A 22,886-nucleotide genomic window follows, 5' to 3' on the forward strand; every position below is an offset into this window, starting at 1 on the left:
CCGGCATCGATAGTATTGAGTAAGGCCGGTGAATTCGCGACGTGAGGATGGCGCCTTATTTGGTTTGGGCGCCTTGGGCTGATCCTGGGATTGAACGGATAAACACATAATGCGCTTGCTTGTGCGGTTCATGGGCTTCCTGTTCGCCGCGGGAACGGTGTTGTTCCTTGTCGGTGTCGGTGCCGTTGCAGGCCTGATCTGGCATTTCTCCAAAGACTTGCCCGACTACTCTCAGCTTCAGGATTACGAGCCGCCGGTGATGACCCGTGTGCACGCGGTCGACGGTTCGCTGCTCGGCGAATACGCCAAGGAGCGGCGGCTCTATCTGCCGATCCAGGCGGTGCCGAAGCTTGTGATCAACGCGTTCCTCGCCGCCGAAGACAAGAATTTCTACGAGCATGGCGGCATCGACTACACCGGCATGGCCCGTGCCGGCCTGGTCTATCTCCAGAACTACGGCTCCAACCGCCGCCCGCAGGGTGCGTCGACGATCACCCAGCAAGTCGCCAAGAACTTCCTTCTGACCAACGAGGTCTCCTTTGCACGCAAGATCAAGGAAGCCTTGCTCGCGATGCGCATCGAGAAGACCTATTCGAAGGACAAGATCCTCGAGCTGTACCTGAACGAAATCTATCTCGGCCTCGGCGCCTACGGCATCGCTGCCGCTTCACTGGTCTATTTCGACAAGTCGGTGAACGAACTCACCGTGGCGGAAGCTTCCTATCTCGCGGCCCTGCCGAAGATGCCGGCGACGCTGCATCCGGTGCGTAACCGCGACCGCGCCATCGAGCGACGCAACTACGTGATCGACCGCCTGCAGGAGAACGGCTGGATCAAGCAGGCCGACGCCGAGAAGGCGCGCAAGGAACCGCTGGCCGTCACCAACCGTTCCAATGGCGCCCACACCTTCGCCGGCGAGTATTTCGCCGAGGAAGTCCGCCGCGACATCTTCGAGCGCTACGGCGAGAAGAAGCTGTACGAAGGCGGCCTCTCGGTCCGCACCACGCTCGATCCGAAGATCCAGGTCATGGCGCGCAAGACCATGGTCGCCGGCCTCGTGAACTATGACGAGCAGCAGGGCTATCGCGGAGCCATGAGCAAGCTCGATATTTCGGGCGACTGGGGCGTGAAGCTTGCCGAGATCAAGTCGCTCTCCGACATCTCGCCGTGGCGCATGGCGGTGGTGCTGGAGACCAGCGACCAGTCGGCGCGGATCGGCTTCCAGCCGAACCGCGAACTCGGCGGCGCCATCAGCAAGCAGCGCGAGACCGGCCTGATCACGCTCGACGGCGTCAAATGGGCGAAGGCGGCTTCAGGAGCTGCGAAGGGCAGGGCTGCCACGGGTGTGTCGCAGGTGCTGCAGCCCGGCGACGTGATTTATGCCGATCCGCTCTACAGCAAGGAAGGACAGCCGGTCGAAGGCCAGTACCGTCTGCGTCAGATCCCCGAAGTGTCCGGCGCGATGGTGGTGATGGACCCCTGGACCGGCCGCGTGCTCGCGATGGTCGGCGGCTTCTCGTTCGACCAGAGCCAGTTCAACCGCGCCACGCAGGCCTATCGGCAGCCCGGTTCGTCGTTCAAGCCGATCGTCTATTCGGCCGCGCTCGACAACGGCTACACACCGTCGACCGTCGTGCTCGACGCGCCGATCGAGATCGACCAGGGCCAGGGCGCCGGTGTGTGGCGACCTGAAAACTTCTCGGCGAACAAATATCAGGGACCGGTGACACTGCGGAACGCGCTGCGGCAGTCGCTCAACACGGTGACCGTGCGCCTCGCACAGGACATCGGCATGCCCCTGATCGGCGAATATGCACGCCGGTTCGGCGTCTATGACGAATTGCCCAACTATCTGTCCTACGCACTCGGTGCCGGGGAGACCACGGCGATGCGCATGGTCACGGCCTATTCGATGCTCGCCAATGGCGGCCGCCGCGTGAAGCCGACCCTGATCGACCGTATCCAGGACCGTTACGGCCATACCATCTTCAAGCACGACCAGCGCGAATGCCGCGGCTGCGACGCGCCCGGCGGCTGGAAGAACCAGAACGAGCCGCAGCTGATCGACCGCCGCGAGCAGGTGCTGGACTCCATGACCGCCTATCAGATCACCGAGTTGCTGGAAGGCGTGGTCCAGGCCGGTACGGCGACCGTCGTGAGGGAAGTCGGCAAGCCGATCGCCGGCAAGACCGGTACGACCAACGAGGCCAAGGACGCCTGGTTCGTCGGCTTCTCGCCTGACGTCGCGGTCGCCATCTACATGGGCTACGACAAGCCGCGTCCGCTCGGCAAAGGCAACGCCGCGACCGGCGGGCATCTGGCCGCTCCGATCGCGCGCGATTTCCTCAAGCTTGCGCTCGCCGACAAGCCCGCTGTTCCGTTCAAGGTGCCCGCCGGCATCAAGCTGATCCGCGTCGTCTCCAAGACCGGCATGCGCGCCGGCCCCGGCGAGTCCGGTGGAACCATTTTGGAAGCCTTCAAGCCGGGTACGGCGCCGCCGGATAACTACTCGGTCATTGGCGTTGCCGACGCCGACGGGCGCGGCGGCGTGCCGGGGGCGCCCCAGCAGCAGCCGGATTCAGGCTTCTTCATGCGGCCGGGCACGGGCGGGCTCTACTAGGCTTAGGACCAGGCGGAGACGTTCTTCGCGGTGGCGGTTGCGCTTTGCAGCCGCCGCCGCTACATCCCCATCTCAATTGCACGCGGGATTCCGCGAGACCAGAGAACGACATGCGCGCCGAAATCGAACGGTTGGTAGAAGAGATCAAGCAGTCAGTCGGGCTGCTGAGGAGGCATCTTTGACGTCGAGAAATCGACGGCGCGCCTCGCTGAGCTGAACAAGCTCGCAGAAGATCCCAACCTCTGGAACGATCCCCAGAAAGCCCAGAAGCTGATGCAGGAGCGCACCTCGCTCGAGGATTCGCTCTCGGGCATCGGCAAGGTCGAGCAGGAGCTCGAAGACGATATCGGCATGATCGAACTCGGCGAAGCCGAGGGCGATGCGGGTGTCGTGGCCGAGGCTGAAGCCGCGCTCAAGAGCCTGAAGAAGGAAGTGGCGCGGCGCGAGCTCGAAGCGCTGCTGTCGGGCGAGGCTGATCGCTTCGATTCCTATCTCGAAGTCCATGCCGGTGCCGGCGGCACCGAGAGCCAGGACTGGGCACAGATGCTCTTGCGCATGTACACGCGCTGGGCCGAGACGCACGGCTTCAAGGTCGAATTCCTGGAAGAGTCCGAGGGCGAAGAGGCCGGCATCAAGTCTGCGACCATCCAGGTCTCCGGCCACAACGCCTATGGCTGGCTGAAGACGGAAGCCGGCGTGCACCGGCTGGTGCGCATCTCGCCGTTCGATTCCAACGCGCGCCGGCACACCTCGTTTTCGAGCGTGCAGGTATTTCCAGTCATCGACGACAGCATCAAGATCGACATCAAGGACGCCGACGTCCGCGTCGACACGATGCGGTCGGGCGGCGCCGGCGGCCAGCACGTCAACAAGACCGAATCCGCGGTGCGACTGACGCATATTCCGACCGGCGTTGCGGTGGTCTGCCAGGCTGGCCGCTCCCAGCACAAGAACCGGGCGCAGGCCTGGGACATGTTGCGCGCGCGTCTCTACGAAATCGAGCTGAAGAAGCGCGAGGAGAAGGCCGCGGCCGACCAGGCCGCCAAGACCGATATCGGCTGGGGCCACCAGATCCGCTCCTACGTGCTTCAGCCCTATCAGATGGTGAAGGATCTGCGCACGGGCGTGCAGACCTCCGACACCTCGGGCGTGCTCAACGGTGAGCTCGACGACTTCATGGCCGCGACCCTGGCGCAACGCGCCTTCGGCACCACCGGCGCCGACATCGAGGACGTGGATTAGCCATGACCCGCGTCGCCTTCATCGGGCTCGGACGGATGGGCCACGGCATGGCCGGCCGCTATCTCGATGCCGGTTTCACCGTGACGCTGTGGAATCGCAGCAAGGCAAAAGCAGACGACCTGATCGCGCGCGGCGCGAAATGGGCGACCTCGCCTGAGGATGCTGCGATCGACGCCGACGCGGTCGTGACCATGGTCGCCGATGACGAGGCCTCGCGCGTGGTCTGGCTCGGGCTCAACGGCGCGGCGAAGACGGCCAAGGCCGGCACCATCGCGATCGAGTGCTCCACCGTTTCCTATGACCATGCGCGCGAGATGGGCCGCGAGCTCAATGCGCGCGGGCTGATCTACATCGATTGCCCCGTGACGGGATTGCCCGACGCGGCCGCGAGCGGAAAGCTGACGCTGCTCGCCGGCGCTGACGCGGCCGACCTCGAGCGGGCGCGCCCATTCCTCGAGCCGATCGGCTCGACCATCCGCCATTTCGGCGCGGTCGGCTCCGGCACGGTCTACAAGCTCATCAACAATCTGATGGGCGCGATCCAGATCGCAGGCCTTGCCGAGGGTCTTGCGATCGCCGAGCAGGCCGGGCTCGACATGAAGCTGGTGCTGGAGTCTATCCAGGCCGGCGTTGCCGCGAGCCCGCAGGTGCAGCGCCATTCCAAGCGCATGGTCGCACGCGACTTCAGCGGCGCGACGTTCACGGCCGCGCTGCGGCACAAGGATGCCGCCTACGCCGTGAAGCTCGCGGAGAGCCTGCTGGCTGACGAGCCGCTGGTCTCGCGCGCGGCAGTCGAGTCCTACGCGCAGGCCAAGGCCGCGATGCCCGACGATGACGAAGGCAAGATGATCGAGCTGGTCTCGCGGCCCAAGAAGCTGGACCGCTAGCCTGTTGCCGGATATCGGGTTGGAAAATCCATGCCGGCAGAATAGACTCGGGTGTCCCCACAGTTCGGCCAGGCTTTGTCGTGCTCATCAACTTCACGCTCGCGCCGCTAGAAAACATCGTGCCTTGGGGGCAGCCTGGGAGCTATCGCCTTCACTGGTTTGGCCTGACCTATGGAGAGTATTGGATACAGGCCGGCGACGCCTCGCTCTTTGAGTACAGCGATCATGCGCAGATCGCAGGTGCAGGACGTTATTGCGACTATCAAGTCGTCCGCCTTTATGAAGACCTGACGGACATGCTTCCCGACATCATGGAGCCTGTGCCTGGACCGCTTGCGCACTTTGTCTTCGGCGAGCAGGCGAAAATCCTGCGAGATGCCTGTGACGCCTGGTGTGCCGGAAGCGATGATGGCCCCGATGCCGACCATCGTTTCGAGCTGACTGTTACGGCGAGTACGTGGAGCAAAAAGCGTCACCTGGGCAGCGCTTACCTCGCTCCGTCTGCTGACATCGCAATCTGGTCCGATCATGATCGCGTTCACATCGAATGGGACAATCGCGACCGGCGATTTGCTGGTGAACCAGCCTGGTCCGCGACGCTCGGTAACCATCAGATGCCGCGAGATCAATTCGTCGAGGAGATGAGATCGTTTCACGACCGGCTGATGGAGCAGATGGCGGCCAGGGTCGATCAGGCCGCATCAGGCCATCTTCCGCCTGAGATACAGGTCGACGTTCCAGGATTGATCAGGGAGCACGAGCAGCGGACGCGATCGTTTGACGCTGCGTTGAAATTAGTTCCGAGGACCGACTGGCAATTGGTCGAGAAAGCAATCGGTGAAGTTCTAACCGTGGGAAACGGGAGCTAGACGGCGCCTGAGCGGGTCGGCCTCAGACCTTTCGAGTACCGCCACGACGCAATTTCCGATCCCGGTGGTTTCACGCTGCGGAAAATAGCGGCGCTTGCCAGCCGCGGGCGACCTTGCGACACTGTCTCCAAAACAAAACTGCAAAACATAGGGGAGAGAACCATGCCGGGTCGTTGCAACAGGCTTGCTGCCCTCGCCATGCTTGCCGCCGGAGTGCTCGTCACGACACCGGCTTTGGCGCAGAAGAAATACGACCCCGGCGCCAGCGACACCGAAATCAAGATCGGCAACATCATGCCCTACAGCGGACCGGCGTCGTCCTATGGCGTGATCGGCAAGACCGAGGCCGCGTTCTTCAGGATGATCAACGATCAGGGCGGCATCAACGGCCGCAAGATCAACTTCATCAGCTATGACGATGCCTACTCGCCACCGAAGGCGATCGAGCAGGCGCGCAAGCTGGTCGAGAGCGACGAGGTGCTGCTGATCTTCCAGGCGCTCGGCACGCCCTCGAATTCCGCGATCATGAAATACATGAACGCCAAGAAGGTGCCGCAGCTCTTCGTCGCCTCCGGCGGCACCAAGTTCGGCGATCCCAAGAACTTTCCGTGGACCATGGGTTTCCAGCCGAACTACCAGAGCGAGGGGCGGATCTACGCAAAATACATTCGCGACAATTTCCCGAACGGCAAGATCGCGGTGTTCTGGCAGAACGACGATGCCGGCAAGGACCAGTTCAAGGGCCTGAAGGACGGGCTCGGCGACAAGGCCAGCATGATCATCGCCGACAAATCCTACGAGGTCAGCGATCCCTCGATCGACTCGCAGATCGTCGCGCTGCATGATTCCGGCGCCGACATCTTTTTCTCATGGGCCGCGCCGAAGGGGTCGGCGCAGGCGATCCGCAAGGTCGGCGAGCTCGGCTGGAAACCAAAATTCTTCCTGGCCAATACGGCGACCTCGGTCGCTTCGGTGCTGAAGCCCGCCGGCCTCGACTACGCCAAGGACATCATCTCGACCCTCTATCTGAAGGAGCCGACTGATCCGACCTGGGACAAGGATCCCGCAGTGGTGAAGTGGCGCGAGTTCATGGACAAGTATTATCCGGACGGCGACAAGACCAACGCCAACAACGTCTACGGCTATGTGCAGGCCGAGGCGATGGTGCAGGTTCTGAAACAGTGCGGCGACAATCTGACGCGCGACAACGTCATGAAGCAGGCGGCGAACCTCAAGAATTTTCACACCGACCTGATGCTGCCCGGCATCATGGTCAACACCTCAGCCGATGATTATTTCCCAATCGAGCAGATGCAGTTGATGCGCTTCAACGGGCAGAGCTGGGAGCTGTTCGGCGACGTCATCACCGGCGAGGTCGGCCACGAGCGCAGCCAGTAATCAGGGGCGGCTGCGGGCTATCGCCTTCAGCGACATGCCGCGCGGTCGTGACCGGCTTCCGCCGCGCTGGAGTTTAGCCCGCGCTCAGGCGCACGCCGGCGCGCAAGAATTTCTGCGGATCGACCGCTTCACCGTCGATCCGGGTTTCGTAGTGGAGATGCGGGCCGGTGGAACGGCCGGTCGAGCCGACAAGGCCGATGACCTGGCCGATCTTCACGATCTCGCCGACCTTGACGTTGATCTCGGAGAGATGGCCGTAGCGGGTCGACAGGCCGTTACCGTGATCGACCTCGACCATGCGACCATAACCACCGGACCAGCCGGCCGAGACCACCTTGCCGTTGGCGGTGACGCGCGCGGGATCACCGGTCGCGGCACGGAAATCGAGGCCGGTATGCATCGCGGGCCGGCCGAGGAAGGGATCGCTGCGTACGCCGAAGCCGGAGGTGAATTCGACCTCGCCGACGACAGGCTTGCGATAGGGCACCTGCGCCAGCGTACGGTTGAGCCGGTCCATCTCGGCGCGAGTGGTGTTGATGCGATAGAGCTGCTTTTCGAAGGGCCCCGCGTTCGCGGTGAGCTTCACCGGCACGAACGGTCCGCCCATTGCGGCGCGCGGCACGGCGGCCTCGAGATTGGCGATGCTCAGGCCGAGGTCGCTGACCACGCCGCGCATCCGCCGCATCCGTGAATCCATGCCTTCCTCGACGGCGTTGAGCGCCGCGACCTGGCGGCGCTCGACTTGGTCGAGCGAGTTCGTCAGACGGACCAGGACATTGTCAAAGCCCTGATTCTTGGCGAATTGATTGACCGGCGGGGCAATCACGGCCGGCGCACGCGATTCGAGCCGCGCTTCGCGGTCAGGCGGCGCCACGAAGATCACGGTGTCGCTGATCGGTGACGGTTTGGGCGTGCCTTGCGTCGTCTGGTTCGCGTCACCACGCTGCGGCGCCGAGCGGGGAATCGATCCGGTGACATCGGGCATGGCGCCAAGCGCCGTGGCCCGGGACTCCAGCGCCGTCTGACGCTTCATGATCTGGTCGAGCTTCTGGTCGAACTGTTCCTGGTCGAGCAATTGCCGGCTGGTGGTGCGGTCGACCTTGGCCCGCAGCTCGGCGATGCGGTCCTCATAGGCGTATTGCATCTCGGCCTGGCGGGCGATCAGCCGGGTCAGGACGTCGTCGCGAAAGGCGAAATAGGTGGCAGTCGCCGCCGACCACAGCCCGAGCAGCACGACGGTGCCGACGACGATCCAGAACACGACGGGCCCGAGGCGAACCTGCTTGCCGTGATGCACGATGGTGTAGGCGTCGTCGGCGTCGGGCAGGGGAATCGCAGCGGCTGCCGCTGCAGGGGCCGGCCGGCGATGGAAGGTCCGTCCGTGGTCGTGAGGGTGATGCTGCGGGTGCTGCAAGTATTGGGCAGAACTTTTCGACATCGGCACTCCCGCGCCGGTCGGAACGGTTCCTTGCGGCCAAATTGCCGCGGCAATCTGGGCCTGTCATGGTTAATTTTCCGGAAACGGGAACGATCGATTTTAACGAGCTGGTTAAAGACTTCTTGCAGCTAGCAGCACCTCGTCGGCATGGCCATCGACCCGCACGTTGCGCCAGATCCTGGCCATCTTGCCGTCGGATCCGATCAGCACCGTGGTGCGAAGAATCCCGAGGAAGCTCCTGCCATACATGGATTTTTCGCCCCAAGCACCATACGCCTCCAGCATTTCGTGCTGCTCATCCGAGATCAGGGGGATGCCGAGGCTGTGCTTGTCGCGAAACTTCTCCTGGGCCTTTAACGGATCGGCCGAAATGCCGAGCACGGCGGTGCCCGCAGCGGTAAAGGCGTCCTTGAGCCGAGTGAAATCGATCGCCTCGCGGGTGCAACCCGGCGTATCGGCGCGGGGGTAGAAGAACAGGACAAGCTTCTGGCCGGCGTAGTCCGACAGGGTCACGACGTTGCCGCCGTCGCGGGGCAGGCGGAAGGCCGGCGCCTTCTGGCCCTCGGCCAAGGACTTCGACGGGAAGGACTTCGACGATAAGGACGTTGCTGAAACTGCGGACGCCCCCGCAGCCGCGGGCTGAGAGGGCTTTTCAGAAGATTTTAACCGTTTCGATGCGGCCTTATGCGATGCTGCCTTGGCGCCTGCTTTGCTTGATTTGCTTGCCGATGCCGGCTGTGTTTTCGCGCCAATTGTTTGAGTCGATGCCCGTGTCTTCAGGGGCTTCTTTTTAGCGGTCGGGCTGCCGGAGGGCGTTTTGGACGATTTCTTTCGGGATTTCTTGGACATACGCCTTCCTTTCGTCGCTTTCGGCGGGTCAACCAAAGCGGTATTGCAACTCTCGTCCGGTGTGCCGGATTCGCGCCTTCGGCTGGGCAATTTTGGCGGCCACGGAGTATGGTTACAAGGAATTCCACGCACCACCCCACTGCTCGTTGAACGCGCTCCCGGGGCGAAATGACGAACAGCAGGAACATTCGAGGTATGGCAGCAGTGCCGGGGCGGGGAGCCTCGATTCCCGTCGACGGCTGCGGTCCCGGCGGCGCTCAATCCCACGACGGGCGCCTGTATCGAGAGGCAATGGCAAGGAATAGGTCGCCCCAGGATCACAATCGGGATTTCGATCGGCACGGCGGCCCTCACGCGCAGCCGGAATGGGACGAGGCCGGCTGGGATCAAGACCCGGAAGAAGAGGAGGCGGGTCATCGCGCACGCCGCCTGTTGTCGCGTTCCAACTCGCGCTTCCGCGTCGGCGACGGCTTCTCGGCGTTTCGACGGGTGCTGCCGGGCGGACGCTGGCTTCGCCGGACGGCCGTCGTCCTCGGCGCCTTGATCGTTATCTTCGTCGGCTGCTTTGGCGCGCTGTGGTGGCGGCTCGGCGCCGGTCCGATCAACCTCGACATGGCGACGCCCTGGCTCGCCGCTGCCATCGAGGACAATATCGGCCACGGCAACACCGTGGAGGTCGGCGGCACCCAGATCGAGCGCGCCGGGCGGGTCCGGATTGCCGTACGGATCCGCGACATCATCGTCCGCGATCACGACCATGCCATCGTCGCCAGCGCACCGAAGGCCGAAGTGCGGCTGTCGGGGGCAGCCCTTCTCACCGGGCATCTGCGCGCCGAAAGCCTCAACCTCGTCGATGCCGAGCTCGCGATCCGGATCGCGCCCGACGGGACCGTCACGGTGTCCGCTGGCGACACGGCGAAACCGCTCGCAACCGGCGTGGCGTCCAAGAAGGAAGCGGGCCTGCCGCCGACATTCCCGCGCAACGGCGTTCCGCCGCCGCCGTTCGGGATGGCGCCTGCAACTCCGGACGCGTCCCAGGCCGCACCTCAGCCCGTCGCGCAGAGTGGAATTCTTCAGGGCCTCGACTGGCTCGACAGCCTGAGCTTGACCGGCCTCGACGGCCAGAACCTCAACGAGATCGGTCTCAAGAACGGCAATCTGATCGTCGACGACCAGCAGCGCGGCAGCAAATGGACGTTTGAAAACATCACGCTCAGCCTGCGCCGGCCGACCCATGGCGGCGTCGCGCTCAGCTTCGGCGAAGAGGGCGCGCGCCCGTGGTCGCTGCGCGCCACGATCGGACCGAGCGAGAATGGCGTACGCTCGATCGACATCCGCGCCGACAAGGTGTCGACCGCCAACATCCTGCTCGCGCTGCGCGTCAAGGACCTCACCTATACAGCCGACCTGCCTCTCACTGGCGAGCTCAAGGGTGAGCTCGGCCGGGACGGCGTGCCAACATTCTTCCGCGGCAAGGTCACGATCGGTGCGGGCAACATCATCGACACCGACACGCCCGATTATCCGATGGCGATCGACTCGGCCGAGATCAACGTCGAGTGGGATGCTGGACGTCGGGTGCTGGTCGCACCGTTCAAGATCCTCTCAGGCGCCAATCGCCTGACACTGCTGGCCCATCTCGAGCCGCCCAACGGCACGATCAATGACTGGCAGCTCGGCTTCAGCGGCGGTTCGATCCTGCTCGGTGGCATCGACAACGAGCCGCCGCTGGTCTTCAACCGTATCGCGATCGGCTTCCGCTTCGACACCGATCACAAGCGTATGCTGCTGACGCAGGCCGATATCTCCAACGGCGAGATCGGCGTCGCCGGCACCGGCGCGATCGACTATTCTGGCGAGCCGCGCCTGACATTGGGTTTTGCGGGAACGCCGATGTCGGCCTCGGCGATGAAACGGATGTGGCCGACGCTGGTCGTACCGGAATTGCGCCAATGGGTGATCGAGCGGATCGAGCGCGGCACGCTCCAGCGCATCGAGGTCGGCATCAACTCGCCGACGCGGAATCTTCCGCGCAAGGGACCGCCGATTCCCGATGACGGCCTGTCGGTCAACATCGTGGCGAGCGGCGTCGCGGTTCGTCCCGTTGACGGCATGCCGGTGGTGCACGACGCCGATCTGAAGGCGCACGTGACCGGACGCACCGCCACCGTGAATATCGCCCAAGGCATTGCCGATACCCCTGCGGGCCGCAAGATCACGATTTCCGACTTCACCTTTGAGGTGCCGGACATGGCGCCGAAACCTTCGCCCTCGCGGACCCGCTTCCGCGTCGAAGGCCCGGTGCCGGCGGCGGCCGAAATGCTGTCAAACGATCGGCTGAGCGATCTGTCCTCAACCGTCGTCGATCCCAACACCAGCAAGGGCACGTTCACGGCCAACATCCAGTTGGGCTTGCCGGTCAAGGGTGAGTTGACCAAGGCGGATACCGTCTACGCCGTCACCGCCGATCTGAACGGCTTTGCCGCCGACAAGCTGGTGATGAACCAGAAGCTCGAGGCCAACAATCTCAAGATCGTCGCCAACAACCAGGGCTATCAGGTCAAGGGCGACGTCAAGATCAACGGGCAGGCGGCCTCGCTCGACTACCGCAAGGCGACCGATGGCGATGCGGACGTCAAGCTGCAGACGACGCTGGACGACGCCAGCCGTGCGCGCCTTGGCTTCGACCTCAGTCCGGCCGTCAGCGGGTCGGTGCCGATCAAGGTGTCCGGCAAGATTGCCGGCGGACCCGACCAGACGACGAAGCTCGGCATCGAGGCCGACCTCACCTCGGTCAAGCTCGACAACATCCTTCCCGGCTGGGTCAAGCTGCCGGGCAAGGCGAGCAAGGCGACGTTCAAGGTGGTGCCGACGGCACAATCGACGCGGCTCGAGGACATCGTCATCGAAGGCGGCGGCGCCTCGATCAAGGGCTCGCTGGAAGTCGACCCGAACGGCGACCTCATGAACGCGAACTTCCCGGTCTATTCGCCGTCCGACGGCGACAAGACGTCGCTGAAGGTAGAGCGTGGTCAGGACGGCGTGGTCCGTGGCACGATGCGTGGCGACGTGTTCGACGGCCGCGGCTTCCTGAAATCGGCGATCTCAGGCAATTCCAAGGACGACGGCAAGAGCAAGCTGAAGAACGTCGATTTCGACATCGACGTGAAACTCGGTACGGTCGCGGGCTTCAACGGCGAGGCGATGCGCAGCGTCGATGCCAAGATGTCGAAGCGCAGCGGCGCCATCAAGGCGTTCTCGCTGAGCGGCAGGATCGGTCAGAACACGCCGGTGGCGGCGGACTTGCGCGGTGGGCGTGCGCAGGGCAGCCGCGAGGTGATCTATCTCCAGACCAACGATGCCGGATCGCTACTGAAGTTCACCGACACCTATACCAAGGCGGTCGGCGGCCAGATGGTGGTGGCGATGGAGCCGCCGACATCCGAGCCGACCACGGCGCGCGAGGGCCTCATCAACGTGCGCGACTTCACCGTGAAGGGCGAGGCGCAGCTCGAACGCGTCGCCGCGGGTGCACCGAACGGCACTCCGGGCGGCGGCGGCATTTCGTTCAGCGCCTTGCGCGCAGAGTTCACCCGGCAGAATGGCGCGCTGACGGTACGCGATGGCCTGGTCAAGGGGCCGATGATCGGCGCGACCATCGAGGGCTCGATTGACTATCCCGGCAACCAGGTCTGCATGAGCGGCACCTTCGTGCCGATGTATGGCGTGAACAACATCTTCGGCCAGATCCCGCTGTTCGGCCTCTTCCTCGGCGGTGGTGACAAGGAAGGGTTGATCGGCGTCACCTACGAGGTCGTCGGCACGCCTGCGGCTCCCGTGATGCGCGTCAATCCGATCTCCGCGATGGTGCCCGGCGTGTTCCGCAAGATATTCGAGTTCAACACCGGCAAGCAGAACTCGCCGATAGACGAGCTGCCGTCGTCGCAATCCAGCGACAGCCCGACGGGATCGGCAAGGCCGCTGTCCAGCGGTTGCAGCGTCGCGCGGCGGTAGCAGCGAATGCTAACGAGCCGTCATGCCCGGCTTGTCCGGTTTGTCCCGGCCATGACGCATGTGGAGGTTTGAGCGCTCGTAAGCTTACGCCGCGCGCACGCCAGCCAGGAACGTGCTGACTTCGCCCGAGAGCTGTTCGGCCTGCTTGGAGAGGTTTGACGCGGCACTGAGCACCATGCCCGCGGCGTTTCCGGTTTCGTTGGCCGCCGCGCTGACGCCACCGATATTGGTGGTGACTTCCATGGTGGCCTCGGCGGTCTGCGATACGCTGCGGGCGATCTCGGCAGTGGCCGCGCCTTGCTCCTCGATCGCGGCGCCGATCGAGGTGGCGATGCGGCTGACCTCTTCGATGGTGGCGGTAATGCCGCCGATGGCGTCGACGGCTTCCTTGGTCGCGCCCTGGATCTGGGCGATCTTGTCGCCGATCTCGCGGGTGGCCTCTGCAGTCTGGCTCGCCAGCGATTTCACTTCGGAGGCGACGACAGCGAAGCCGCGGCCGGCTTCACCGGCGCGCGCGGCCTCGATGGTGGCATTGAGCGCGAGCAGATTGGTCTGTGCGGCGATGCTGGAGATCAGCTCGGCGACGTGCTCGATCTGCTGGGCGCCGTCGGACAGCGCGCGCACGATGGTGTCGGTGTGGCGCGCGCTTTCCACCGCGCGGCCGGTGACTTCGGCCGATTGCGCGACCTGGCGGCTGATTTCGGTGATGGAGGAGGAGAGCTCCTCGGCTGCTGCCGCCACCGTCTGGACGCGCTGACTGGCTTCGGTCGCAGCCGAGCCGACCACGGCGGCGCGGCGGTTGGTGCCCTCGGCGGTCGACGACATCGACTTCGCCGTGGTTTCCAGCTCGCCGGAGCCCGAGGCCATCTGACCCACGAGCTGACCGACCGACGCATCGAAGCGGTCGGCGAGGGAGATCAAGGCGTCGCGCTTTTCCTGCTCGCTGCGGGCCTTGGCCGCAACCTGTTCGGCTTCCAGCGTGCGCGCCGTCATGGCGGTCTGCCGCAACACTTCGAGCGTTTCCGCCATACGACCGATCTCGTCGCCGCGATCGGTCTCCTCGACCGGCTTGTCGATGGCGCCGTCGGCGATGTCCTGCATGCGGGTCTTCTGACGGTCGAGTGCGCTCAGTACGTCGCGGGCGATCAGCCAGGACAAGGCTGCCATCAGCAGCATCAGGCCCGCGCCAATCGCGGCGAGCTCGAGCGTCAGCGCGCGCACGTCGGCGTCGATGTCGTCGACATAGAGGCCGTAGCTGATCGTGGCGTTCCAGGGCGTGAACTGGCGGACGAACACGGTCTTGCGGACGGGCTCGGTCTGGCCGGGACGAGGGTAGAGATAGGATGTGACGCCGCCCTGCGGCGCCTGCCTGGCGGCGTTGAGCTGAGCATCGGCAATCAGGACGCCGTTTGAATCCGTGGCGCCCGTGATCTTGCCTTCGAGCTGCGGATTGGCGCCGTTGACCAGGATCGACGTGTCGGAATTGTAGACGACGGGATAGCCCTGGCCGCCTCCGAACTTCATGTTGCGGGCACGCTGGCGAAACTGCAACTTGGCGTCGTCCACCGTCATCTTGCCGGCGGCGGCGTCATCCTGGAAAGTCTGTGCGAGGCCGTGGAGCAGATCGACCGCGGCCTTCATCTGCTGGACCCGGTCGTCCATCATGCGGCTCTTGCTGAGGACGGTCGATACCGCGATGATGGCCGTGACGGTCAGAGCTGCGAGGCCGACCATGCTGGCAAGCTTGGTGCGGATCTTCAGATGGCTCAGCAGCTTCATCACAGCCCCTACGGAATGGTTGTTATTGTCAACTTTGCTAACATGAAGTTCTTACCAATCATGAAGACAGGCGTGCGCGCGGCTGCTGCACGGATGATCCTTCGCAGCCCCATGCGCAATCGTGCAGGCAAATCGCGATGCGCTGCCATGCGCCCGTATTTTTGCGGGAGGAAAATGATCTCAGACTTTGGTGGTGATCGAGCCTGGCCGGACGGGCAATGAACCGATTCGTTCACCGCATCATCATGTCCGTGCTGCTCGTGGCGGCCCTCGTCCTGATCTGGAACGTGCTGGGCTCGCGGTGAACCGGCACCGGCGAAACGCCAGTGCCGGTTTGCGTGTCGGTTGCGCGCCTCAGCGCCGCGCGAAGGCGCCGCCCGACGCTTCGTTCTCCTTGCCGATCAGCGCATCGACGCTGACGGAGCCGCCGCCCGCTGCCGAGATGTAGAGGCAGGCGAAGCAGAACAGGATCGCGGCGGTGCCGCCGTTGAGCAGCGGCAGGAGGACCGGCGTGCCGGTCTTCATGACATGGCCCATGAAGTAGGCGAAGGCCATTTCACCCGCCAGGATGAAGGCCGTGAGCCGGGTGAACAGGCCAAGCATCAGCGTCGCACCGAGCACCAGCTCGAGCGTGCCGGCCACATAGATCAGCGGCGGGACGTCGGCGAAGTAGGGGAGCACCGGGAACTTGAACAGCTTGGCGACACCGTACTGGAACAGCAGCAGTCCGGTGATGAAGCGAAACAGGCTCAAGAGAACCGGCTGAAAGCGAGTGAGATAGGGAAAGTTCATTGGTTCGTGCCCTCCATCCAATGCTGCGACTAGGACCGCATTCAGTTCCACCCTGCAAGCTGCGCCAGGTCAATTTGCGCTGACAATTTTGTCATGTCGGACAAAACACCGCAGGCTGCGATTTCAGCCGCGTGTCGTCCGCATTTTTTCAACGTCTACGCGCCACGCCCACCCGTAGTTCCCCGGTGTCGCGAATGAGCGCAGGTTACTTCCGGGAGACCTAGCGCCGCAAAGCCGGCACGATCAGGAACGGGATCATCCCGAGGATCACGTTTGCAAGTGCGAACACGAGCAGCGCATTATAGCCGTGGGTGGCGTCGTGGATCAGGCCCCCGCTCCAGGAGCCGAAGGCCGAGCCGAGCCCGCTGCCGATCGAGATCGTGCCGAAGATGGTGCCGACCCGCTTGCCCCTGAAGATCTTCATCGCCGTTGCCGTGATGAGCGGCCCGCGCGAGCCCATCATGCTCCCGAAGCAGACGACGAAACCGGTGAGCAGGATGACATTCGGATAATACTGAAGCAGCCAGAGCAGAAAGATGCCGAGGATCGAGATCGCGTAGCTCAGCAGCACCGACGGCCGGCGCCCAATCAGCCCGTCGAGCGCGGAGACGCCGATCATGCCGAACACCAGCACGACACCCGAAAAGCCCCAGGCGGTCGCGGCCTGCAGCGGCGGGAAGCCGGCGTCGATCAGATAGGCTACGATCTGCGCGGCGATGCAGTACATGCCGACCGCGGTGAAGAAAAAAGTCGAGAACAGCGCCCAGAATGCGTGGTGACGCACCGCGCTCACAAGCGTCCAGCCGTTGTCGATGAAATCAGGATCGGTCTTTTTCGCGACGTGCGGCGAGCCCATCGCGAACAGCCGCCACGGCAACAGCATGAGCGGCACCAGCAGTCCGAGTGTGATGAAGCCGTAGACCTGGTAGGTCTCGCGCCAGCCGAGATGATCGATCAGGAGCTGCGAGGCCGGCAGCAGCGCCAGCACGCCACCGCCCATCGCCGAGTACACCACCGCCATCGCGGTCGGCAGCTTTGGACCGAACCAGCGGCCGAGCAGGATCGAGTTCGGCACGTTGCCGATGAAGGCAACGCCGATGCCGACGCACAATCCGATCGAGAGCTGGAATTGCCAGAGCGCCTGCGCATGGCCTGCGATCAGGAAGGCCGCGCCGAGCAGCAACAGGCCGAGCGCGTAGACGATGCGCGGTCCGGAATGATCGAACAGCCGCCCGACCAGCGGCGCAGTCAGTCCGCTGATGAGCCAGGTCAGCGAATAGATCGAGACCACCTGTGCGCGGTCCCAGCCGAAATTTTCGGAGATCGGCTTGAGGAAGACGGTGAAGCTTTCGCTCAGGCCGCGGCCGAGCACGGCCAGCGTGAAACACAGCGCGAGCACGACGAGCGCGGTGCGCACCGCGTCCTGCTGCGTGCTCGCTACTTGTTCCCTGGGCGTGTTCTGGTCCATTGCCCGTCAGGGAGCCCGCTTCGACGCGCCCTGACAAGCATCAAAAGCTCATACGCCTATGCAGGCTTGATGAGGACGTGCTTCTTCTTGCCGAAGGACAGCTTGATCACGCCTTCCGGCGTCAGATTGGCCGCTGACAGCGCCATCTTCTCGTCGGTGACGGCATCGTCGTTGACGCGCAGGCCGCCAGCCTTGATCTGACGCCGTGCCTCGCCGTTGGAGGCGACGAGGCCCGCCTTGACGAAGGCGTTGAGCACGCCGAGTCCGGCCTCCAGCTCGCCGCGCGGAATTTCCACTGTCGGCAGGCTCTCGGCGAGTGCGCCTTCCTCAAAAGTCCGACGTGCGGTTTCGGCCGCTTCGTTTGCTGCGTCGCGACCATGCAGCAGCGCGGTCGCTTCCGTGGCGAGCACCTTCTTGGCCTCGTTGATCTCAGAGCCGCCGAGCGCCTCGAGCTTCTTGATCTCGCTCATCGGCAGCGTCGTGAACAGTTTCAGGAATTTGGCGACGTCGGCGTCCTCGGTATTGCGCCAGTACTGCCAGAAATCATAGGGCGAGAACTGGTCGGCGTTGAGCCAGACCGCGCCTTGCGCGGTCTTGCCCATCTTGGCGCCCGATGCGGTCGTCAGCAGCGGCGTCGTCAGCGCGAACAGCTGATGCGTGCCCATGCGGCGGCCGAGATCGACGCCCATGATGATGTTGCCCCACTGGTCCGAACCGCCCATCTGCAAATGGCAGCCGGTGCGCTTAGCGAGTTCAACGAAGTCGTAGGCCTGGCAGATCATGTAGTTGAACTCGATGAAGCTCATCTCCTGCTCGCGCTCGAGGCGCAGGCGCACGGAGTCCATCGACAGCATGCGATTGACCGAGAAATGCCGGCCGACGTCGCGCAGCATCTCGATCCAGTTGAGCTTGGTCAACCACTCGGCATTGTCCAGCATGATGGCGTCGCTCTTGCCGTCGCCATAGCGCAGCACCTTTGCGAACACGCCGCGGATCGAGGCCTTGTTGGCCTCGATTTCGGCGATAGTGCGGATCGCGCGCGTCTCGTCCTTGCCGGAGGGATCGCCGACCATGGTGGTGCCGCCGCCCATCAGCGTGATCGGCTTGTTGCCGGACTGCTGAAACCAGTGCAGCAGCATCATGGTCAGGTAGTTGCCGATGTGCAGCGAGGGAGCGGTGCAATCGTAGCCGACATAGGCGATCGCCTCGCCCTTGTCGGCGAGCGCATCCAGCCCCTCGAAATCGGAGCACTGGTGGATGAAACCACGTTCCTGCAGGGTGTTGAGGAAATCCGATTTAAATGCAGTCATCTGTCGGCATGCCTGACAATTCTTGGTTTACTGTTTTGGGAGCAATTTAAGGGTCTTCCGTTGGAACTCGATTGCTGCCCGCCATTTGGCGCTGTGGCATTATAAGATGTGTCCCTCTGGCACAAGATCGGCATGCCGGAGGGGGTGTTTTGAGGACGCTGATCCCATGATGTTGACGGCACTCGGTTTGATGAGCGGCACCTCGCTTGACGGGGTGGATGTCGCGCTGATCGAAACCGACGGAAAGCAGGTGAAGGCGTTTGGACCGTCCGGCTACCGGCCCTATGGCCCGGCCGAGCGCAATCTGCTGCGCCAGGCGCTGTCCGAGGCGGTACACCTGCAGCAGCGCGATGCCCGGCCGGGAATCCTGGCCGAGGCCGAGCGCGTGGTGACGCTGGCGCATGCCGAGGCCGTCGCCGCCTTCGTCGCCCAGAACCGGATGAAGCTCGAAGACATCGACATCGTCGGCTTCCACGGCCAGACCGTGCTGCACCGGCCCGAGCGGCGCCTGACGGTGCAGATCGGCGATGCGCAGACGCTGGCCAGGGCGATCCATATTCCGGTGATGCACGACTTCCGCGCCGCCGACGTCGAGGCCGGCGGGCAGGGCGCGCCGTTCGTGCCGGTCTACCATCGGGCGCTCGCCAATTCGCTGGCGCGCGAAGGGCCGATCGTCGTGGTCAATATCGGTGGCGTCTCCAACATCACCTATATCGACGGCAACGACACGCTGATCGCCTGCGACACCGGGCCCGGCAATGCGCTGCTCGACGATTTCATGTACCGCACCATGAACCAGGCCTTCGATGCGGAGGGCAAGTTCGCAGCGCTCGGCAACGCCGACGAGGCGTGGATCGCGCGAGCGCTGGAGCGGCCGTTCTTCGCGGTGCCGCCGCCGAAATCGCTCGACCGCAACGACTTTGCCGCGCTCAAGCTCGGCGATGTGCCGCCGGCCGATGGTGCTGCGACGCTCACTGCTTTCACTGCGGCTGCGATCGCGCGCATCATTTCGCTGCTGCCGCGGCGGCCGCGCAGCTGGATCGTCTGCGGCGGCGGCGCGCGCAATCTCACCATGCTGCGCATGCTGCGGGACCGGGTCGGCACGGCGACCGTCGAGGCCGCCGAGACTCTCGGCTGGGCCTCCGACGCCATCGAGGCGCAGGCCTTCGGCTTCCTGGCTGCCCGCGGCCTGAAGGGCTTGCCGCTGTCCTATCCGGCCACGACAGGCGTGCCGATGCCGATGACGGGCGGGGTGATCGCCAGACCCTAAGAAGGACTACCTGAGGTCACGGGAGGTTGATGCAGCTGCATTGATCTTGACGGGTGCATGCAATTGCATCTATCTTGGATGCAGTTGGATCGAACCGCCGGGATTAGCCATGACCGCTTCACTTAAACTGATCAGCCACAAGCTTTGTCCCTACGTGCAGCGCGCGGTTATCGCTCTGAAAGAGAAGGGCGTGCCGTTCGAGCGGGTCGATATCGATCTCGCCAACAAGCCGGACTGGTTTTTGAAACTGTCGCCGCTCGGCAAGGTGCCGGTGCTGGTGGTCACGACCGACCAGGGCGAGGTCGCGCTGTTCGAGAGCAACGTGATCTGCGAATACATCGAGGAGACGCAACCGGGCCTCAAGCTGCATCCGGCCGACGCGCTGGAGCGTGCCGAGCACCGCGCCTGGATGGAGTTCGGTTCGGCGATCCTCGGTGATCTGTGGGGGCTGGAGACCACGGCCGATCCCGCGACGTTCGAAAGCAAGCGCCAGGCGCTGGCGACGAAGTTCGTGCGCGTCGAAGCCGCGCTCAGTGCGCGCCCATTTTTCGCAGGCGAGGCGTTCAGCCTGGTCGACGCCGTGTTCGCGCCGGTCTTCCGCTATTTCGACCTGTTCGATGAGCTGACCGAGCACGGCATCTTCCGCGATGTCCCGAAGGTGCGGGCGTGGCGGACAGAGCTGGCGAAACGTCCGAGCGTGCGCACCGCGGTCGGCGCGGACTATGCGCAATTGCTGCGTGCTTTCCTCGTGCGCCACGACGCGCATCTCTTGAAGCTCGCGGCCTGAGCTATGTCGCCATCTCTGGCCTGGATGATGCTGGTCATCGCCGGCGCGCTCGATGTCGGCTGGGCGATATCGATGAAGTATGCGGAGGGCTACACGCGCATCGGTTGGAGCATCGTTTCGCTGGTGCTGCTCGCCGCCTTCGTCTTCCTGCTCGGGCGCGCCTTGAGGGTGCTCGAGGTCGGCGTTGCCTATTCGGTGTGGACCGGAATCGGCGCCGCCGGCACCTTCGTCATGGGCATCGTGCTGTTCGGCGAGACCTTGAGCGCGATGAAGCTTGCCGGCATCGTGCTCGTCTTGATGGGGATCGTCGCGCTCAAGCTGGCCTAGGTGACGCCACGTCAATCAGGTGCAGCCGTCGGCAAGCAGCAGCCTACTCGTCGTGGTGGTGTGGCGCAGCTTGAACAGATCCTGAGCGTCGGGATCATCCAGAAAGGCTTGCGCGTTCTCGCGCTCCGGAAATTCGATGATGACGATGCGCTCGGGCGCCCAATCGCCTTCGATTGTGGTCGGCTCCGCGCCGCGGACGATGTATTGCCCGGAGTGCCTGGCGATGAAGGCGGGGATTTCGGCGATGTATGTCTTGAAGCCGGCAAAGTCGTGCACCGAGAGGTCGAGCACCAGATAAGCCTTCAATGCTTGTCTCCCCGACAGTGCGATATCGTCTTCGTTCAGCTAGAGTTCCGCGGCCATCTTCGCCAGGGTCGCGATGGTGTTCATGTTGCGTGCGGTGCCGCTCTTGGCGGCGGGGATCGCGAGTTTCGATGTCCCCATGCCGTTACCGTAATGCACGTAGATCTCGCGGCGGCCGAGCTTGACCTCTTCGTCCTTCTGTCCGCGAATTCCGGTGAGCGTATCCGCGGGCGGCACCTTGTCGAGGAAGATCGCGACCGTGCGGTTCGGCGCCATTTTGGGAAACGGGTTGTCGGCCAAAACCTCTGCCATCTCGGCAGCGCTGCGCACGAGAACGCCGACTGGCGCGCCGGCGTAGGTGTGCAAGCGCTTTTCCAGCGCCGCCTTGATTGCGGATTCCGATTTGCGACTGGTGAAGACCACATTGCCGCTGGCGATGTAGGTGCGCACGGCAACAAAGCCGAGCTCCTCGCACATCGTCTTGAGTTCGGTCATCGGCAGCTTGCCGGTGCCTCCGACATTGACCGCACGCAGCAGGGCTACGAACGCGGCCATCAGAGCATGATCCGGAAAAGTGTGAAGCGGTTCTCCGATAAGATCATGCTCAAAACATAGCGGTCAGCGCACGTTGGCCAGGCGCATGTCGAGATAGGCCGTGATGGTTTCCATCAGCGGCTCGAGCTTGGCGTCGAAGAAGTGGTTGGCGCCGGGGATGACCTGCTGGTCGATCACGATGCCCTTCTGCGTCTTCAGCTTCTCGACCAGCGTGTTGACGTCCTTCGGCGGCACCACCGCGTCTTTCTCGCCATGCACGATCAGACCCGAGGACGGGCAGGGCGCAAGGAACGAGAAGTCATAGAGATTGGCCGGAGGCGCGATCGAGATGAAGCCTTCGACCTCGGGACGGCGCATCAGGAGCTGCATGCCGATCCAGGCACCGAAGGAGAACCCGGCGACCCAGCAGGCGCGCGCTTCGGGATTGATGGTCTGCGCCCAGTCGAGGGCTGCCGCCGCATCCGACAATTCGCCAGTGCCGTGGTCGAACGAGCCCTGGCTGCGGCCGACGCCGCGGAAGTTGAAGCGCAGCACTGAGAAGCCGCGATGCGCGAAGGCGTAGTAGCACTGGTACACGATCTGATGATTCATCGTGCCGTGAAACTGCGGATGCGGATGCAGGATCATCGCGATCGGCGCGTTCTTCTGCTTGGCCGGGTGATAGCGGCCTTCGAGACGGCCGGCGGGGCCAGTGAAAATAACTTCAGGCATGGATGATCTCTTGATTGATGTCCTGGAGAGACGGTTCTCCGCAATCAACCGATTGTGGCCTCATCGGCAGCAACGCCGGCGAGAGCGCGAATGGAAGGACGAGAAGGCGTGCGCCTCGCGGTGATGCGCAGATGGCGCGCGGTGACTTGACGGCCGCGTTCTAACATAGGCTGCGGGGCTAAAAGCAAGCATCTTCGACATCTGCCAATGCGCTCAAGAACTTAGCCGGTCATCGCGGTGTCGTGCCCGTGGCGACCGGGATGGAGC

The 22,886-nt window shown here is 63.8% G+C and carries 18 protein-coding genes; 9 read left to right on the forward strand and 9 right to left on the reverse strand.

Annotated features, from left to right (window positions below; all coding sequences use genetic code 11):
* The first annotated feature begins 109 nt into the window (after positions 1-109).
* The 5 genes from K3F49_RS20380 (at position 110) to K3F49_RS20400 (ending at position 7,016) form a co-directional block, all read left to right on the forward strand.
* Positions 110-2,620: a penicillin-binding protein 1A gene (locus K3F49_RS20380; RefSeq protein ID WP_234682734.1), complete on the forward strand. Its 2,511-nt coding sequence runs from the start codon at positions 110-112 to the stop codon at positions 2,618-2,620.
* 110 nt (positions 2,621-2,730) lie between these two features.
* Positions 2,731-3,862, forward strand: a protein-coding gene (gene prfB / locus K3F49_RS20385; RefSeq protein ID WP_234682735.1) for a peptide chain release factor 2 whose coding sequence is annotated in 2 segments (ribosomal slippage) — positions 2,731-2,799 and positions 2,801-3,862 — 1,131 coding nt in all. Because the reading frame shifts where the segments join, the coding sequence is not laid out codon by codon here.
* A 2-nt stretch (positions 3,863-3,864) separates the two neighbouring features.
* Positions 3,865-4,749: an NAD(P)-dependent oxidoreductase gene (locus K3F49_RS20390; protein WP_234682736.1), complete on the forward strand. Its 885-nt coding sequence runs from the start codon at positions 3,865-3,867 to the stop codon at positions 4,747-4,749.
* 80 nt (positions 4,750-4,829) lie between these two features.
* Positions 4,830-5,618: a DUF5984 family protein gene (locus tag K3F49_RS20395; RefSeq protein WP_234682737.1), complete on the forward strand. Its 789-nt coding sequence runs from the start codon at positions 4,830-4,832 to the stop codon at positions 5,616-5,618.
* A gap of 162 nt (positions 5,619-5,780) precedes the next feature.
* On the forward strand, positions 5,781-7,016 hold the full coding sequence (locus K3F49_RS20400) for an ABC transporter substrate-binding protein (protein ID WP_234682738.1): 1,236 nt from the start codon (positions 5,781-5,783) through the stop codon (positions 7,014-7,016).
* A gap of 73 nt (positions 7,017-7,089) precedes the next feature.
* Here K3F49_RS20400 and K3F49_RS20405 read toward each other — a convergent pair whose 3' ends face one another.
* Together K3F49_RS20405 and K3F49_RS20410 are read right to left on the reverse strand one after the other, a co-directional pair.
* Complete coding sequence (locus tag K3F49_RS20405) at positions 7,090-8,454, reverse strand: M23 family metallopeptidase (protein WP_234682739.1); 1,365 nt, start codon at positions 8,452-8,454, stop codon at positions 7,090-7,092.
* Between the two features lie 111 nt (positions 8,455-8,565).
* Positions 8,566-9,303, reverse strand: a complete 738-nt coding sequence (locus tag K3F49_RS20410) for a peroxiredoxin (protein WP_234682740.1) — start codon at positions 9,301-9,303, stop codon at positions 8,566-8,568.
* Positions 9,304-9,498: 195 nt separating this feature from the next.
* On the opposite strand from K3F49_RS20410, the gene K3F49_RS20415 reads away from it, so the two are divergent.
* Entirely contained in the window at positions 9,499-13,317 is a 3,819-nt protein-coding gene (locus tag K3F49_RS20415; protein WP_234682741.1) for a YhdP family protein, read from the forward strand.
* 84 nt (positions 13,318-13,401) lie between these two features.
* Here K3F49_RS20415 and K3F49_RS20420 read toward each other — a convergent pair whose 3' ends face one another.
* The 4 genes from K3F49_RS20420 to tyrS all read right to left on the reverse strand — a co-directional run bounded on the left by K3F49_RS20420 (position 13,402) and on the right by tyrS (position 18,666).
* Positions 13,402-15,096, reverse strand: coding sequence for a methyl-accepting chemotaxis protein (locus K3F49_RS20420; protein ID WP_234682742.1), 1,695 nt, complete (start codon positions 15,094-15,096; stop codon positions 13,402-13,404).
* A gap of 354 nt (positions 15,097-15,450) precedes the next feature.
* Positions 15,451-15,888, reverse strand: coding sequence for a DoxX family protein (locus tag K3F49_RS20425; protein WP_234682743.1), 438 nt, complete (start codon positions 15,886-15,888; stop codon positions 15,451-15,453).
* 220 nt (positions 15,889-16,108) lie between these two features.
* Positions 16,109-17,356 carry an MFS transporter gene (locus K3F49_RS20430; RefSeq protein ID WP_234682744.1) on the reverse strand — a complete coding sequence of 416 codons (1,248 nt, stop codon included), beginning with the start codon at positions 17,354-17,356 and terminating at the stop codon, positions 16,109-16,111.
* Between the two features lie 56 nt (positions 17,357-17,412).
* Positions 17,413-18,666, reverse strand: a complete 1,254-nt coding sequence (tyrS, locus tag K3F49_RS20435) for a tyrosine--tRNA ligase (RefSeq protein WP_234682745.1) — start codon at positions 18,664-18,666, stop codon at positions 17,413-17,415.
* A gap of 166 nt (positions 18,667-18,832) precedes the next feature.
* On the opposite strand from tyrS, the gene K3F49_RS20440 reads away from it, so the two are divergent.
* The 3 genes from K3F49_RS20440 to K3F49_RS20450 all read left to right on the forward strand — a co-directional run bounded on the left by K3F49_RS20440 (position 18,833) and on the right by K3F49_RS20450 (position 21,050).
* Complete coding sequence (locus tag K3F49_RS20440; protein ID WP_234682746.1) at positions 18,833-19,936, forward strand: anhydro-N-acetylmuramic acid kinase; 1,104 nt, start codon at positions 18,833-18,835, stop codon at positions 19,934-19,936.
* A 109-nt stretch (positions 19,937-20,045) separates the two neighbouring features.
* Entirely contained in the window at positions 20,046-20,723 is a 678-nt protein-coding gene (locus tag K3F49_RS20445) for a glutathione S-transferase family protein (protein WP_234682747.1), read from the forward strand.
* A 3-nt stretch (positions 20,724-20,726) separates the two neighbouring features.
* Positions 20,727-21,050 (forward strand): DMT family transporter, encoded by a 324-nt coding sequence (locus K3F49_RS20450; RefSeq protein WP_234682748.1) that lies wholly within the window; start codon positions 20,727-20,729, stop codon positions 21,048-21,050.
* Positions 21,051-21,065: 15 nt separating this feature from the next.
* Here K3F49_RS20450 and K3F49_RS20455 read toward each other — a convergent pair whose 3' ends face one another.
* From K3F49_RS20455 to K3F49_RS20465, 3 genes are all read right to left on the reverse strand, one after another.
* The gene (locus tag K3F49_RS20455) at positions 21,066-21,356 is read right to left on the reverse strand and encodes a DUF1330 domain-containing protein (protein ID WP_234682749.1); all 291 of its coding nucleotides are present in this window, start codon (positions 21,354-21,356) and stop codon (positions 21,066-21,068) included.
* A gap of 39 nt (positions 21,357-21,395) precedes the next feature.
* Complete coding sequence (locus K3F49_RS20460) at positions 21,396-21,908, reverse strand: DUF1697 domain-containing protein (RefSeq protein WP_234682750.1); 513 nt, start codon at positions 21,906-21,908, stop codon at positions 21,396-21,398.
* Between the two features lie 63 nt (positions 21,909-21,971).
* Entirely contained in the window at positions 21,972-22,619 is a 648-nt protein-coding gene (locus tag K3F49_RS20465) for an alpha/beta hydrolase (protein WP_014495555.1), read from the reverse strand.
* Positions 22,620-22,886: the final 267 nt, after the last annotated feature.

It is taken from the genome of Bradyrhizobium monzae (assembly GCF_021458635.1).
Taxonomy (GTDB): domain Bacteria; phylum Pseudomonadota; class Alphaproteobacteria; order Rhizobiales; family Xanthobacteraceae; genus Bradyrhizobium.

What these genes read in the sequence shown, in the direction of transcription:
- K3F49_RS20380 (WP_234682734.1), top strand. Translation starts at nt 110, where the DNA reads ATGCGCTTGCTTGTGCGGTTCATGGGCTTCCTGTTCGCCGCGGGAACG.
- K3F49_RS20410 (WP_234682740.1), bottom strand. Translation starts at nt 9,303, where the DNA reads ATGTCCAAGAAATCCCGAAAGAAATCGTCCAAAACGCCCTCCGGCAGC.
- tyrS (WP_234682745.1), bottom strand. Translation starts at nt 18,666, where the DNA reads ATGACTGCATTTAAATCGGATTTCCTCAACACCCTGCAGGAACGTGGT.
- K3F49_RS20460 (WP_234682750.1), bottom strand. Translation starts at nt 21,908, where the DNA reads ATGGCCGCGTTCGTAGCCCTGCTGCGTGCGGTCAATGTCGGAGGCACC.
- K3F49_RS20425 (WP_234682743.1), bottom strand. Translation starts at nt 15,888, where the DNA reads ATGAACTTTCCCTATCTCACTCGCTTTCAGCCGGTTCTCTTGAGCCTG.
- K3F49_RS20405 (WP_234682739.1), bottom strand. Translation starts at nt 8,454, where the DNA reads ATGTCGAAAAGTTCTGCCCAATACTTGCAGCACCCGCAGCATCACCCT.
- K3F49_RS20390 (WP_234682736.1), top strand. Translation starts at nt 3,865, where the DNA reads ATGACCCGCGTCGCCTTCATCGGGCTCGGACGGATGGGCCACGGCATG.
- K3F49_RS20445 (WP_234682747.1), top strand. Translation starts at nt 20,046, where the DNA reads ATGACCGCTTCACTTAAACTGATCAGCCACAAGCTTTGTCCCTACGTG.
- K3F49_RS20415 (WP_234682741.1), top strand. Translation starts at nt 9,499, where the DNA reads ATGGCAGCAGTGCCGGGGCGGGGAGCCTCGATTCCCGTCGACGGCTGC.
- K3F49_RS20430 (WP_234682744.1), bottom strand. Translation starts at nt 17,356, where the DNA reads ATGGACCAGAACACGCCCAGGGAACAAGTAGCGAGCACGCAGCAGGAC.
- K3F49_RS20420 (WP_234682742.1), bottom strand. Translation starts at nt 15,096, where the DNA reads ATGAAGCTGCTGAGCCATCTGAAGATCCGCACCAAGCTTGCCAGCATG.
- K3F49_RS20465 (WP_014495555.1), bottom strand. Translation starts at nt 22,619, where the DNA reads ATGCCTGAAGTTATTTTCACTGGCCCCGCCGGCCGTCTCGAAGGCCGC.
- K3F49_RS20400 (WP_234682738.1), top strand. Translation starts at nt 5,781, where the DNA reads ATGCCGGGTCGTTGCAACAGGCTTGCTGCCCTCGCCATGCTTGCCGCC.
- K3F49_RS20450 (WP_234682748.1), top strand. Translation starts at nt 20,727, where the DNA reads ATGTCGCCATCTCTGGCCTGGATGATGCTGGTCATCGCCGGCGCGCTC.
- K3F49_RS20440 (WP_234682746.1), top strand. Translation starts at nt 18,833, where the DNA reads ATGATGTTGACGGCACTCGGTTTGATGAGCGGCACCTCGCTTGACGGG.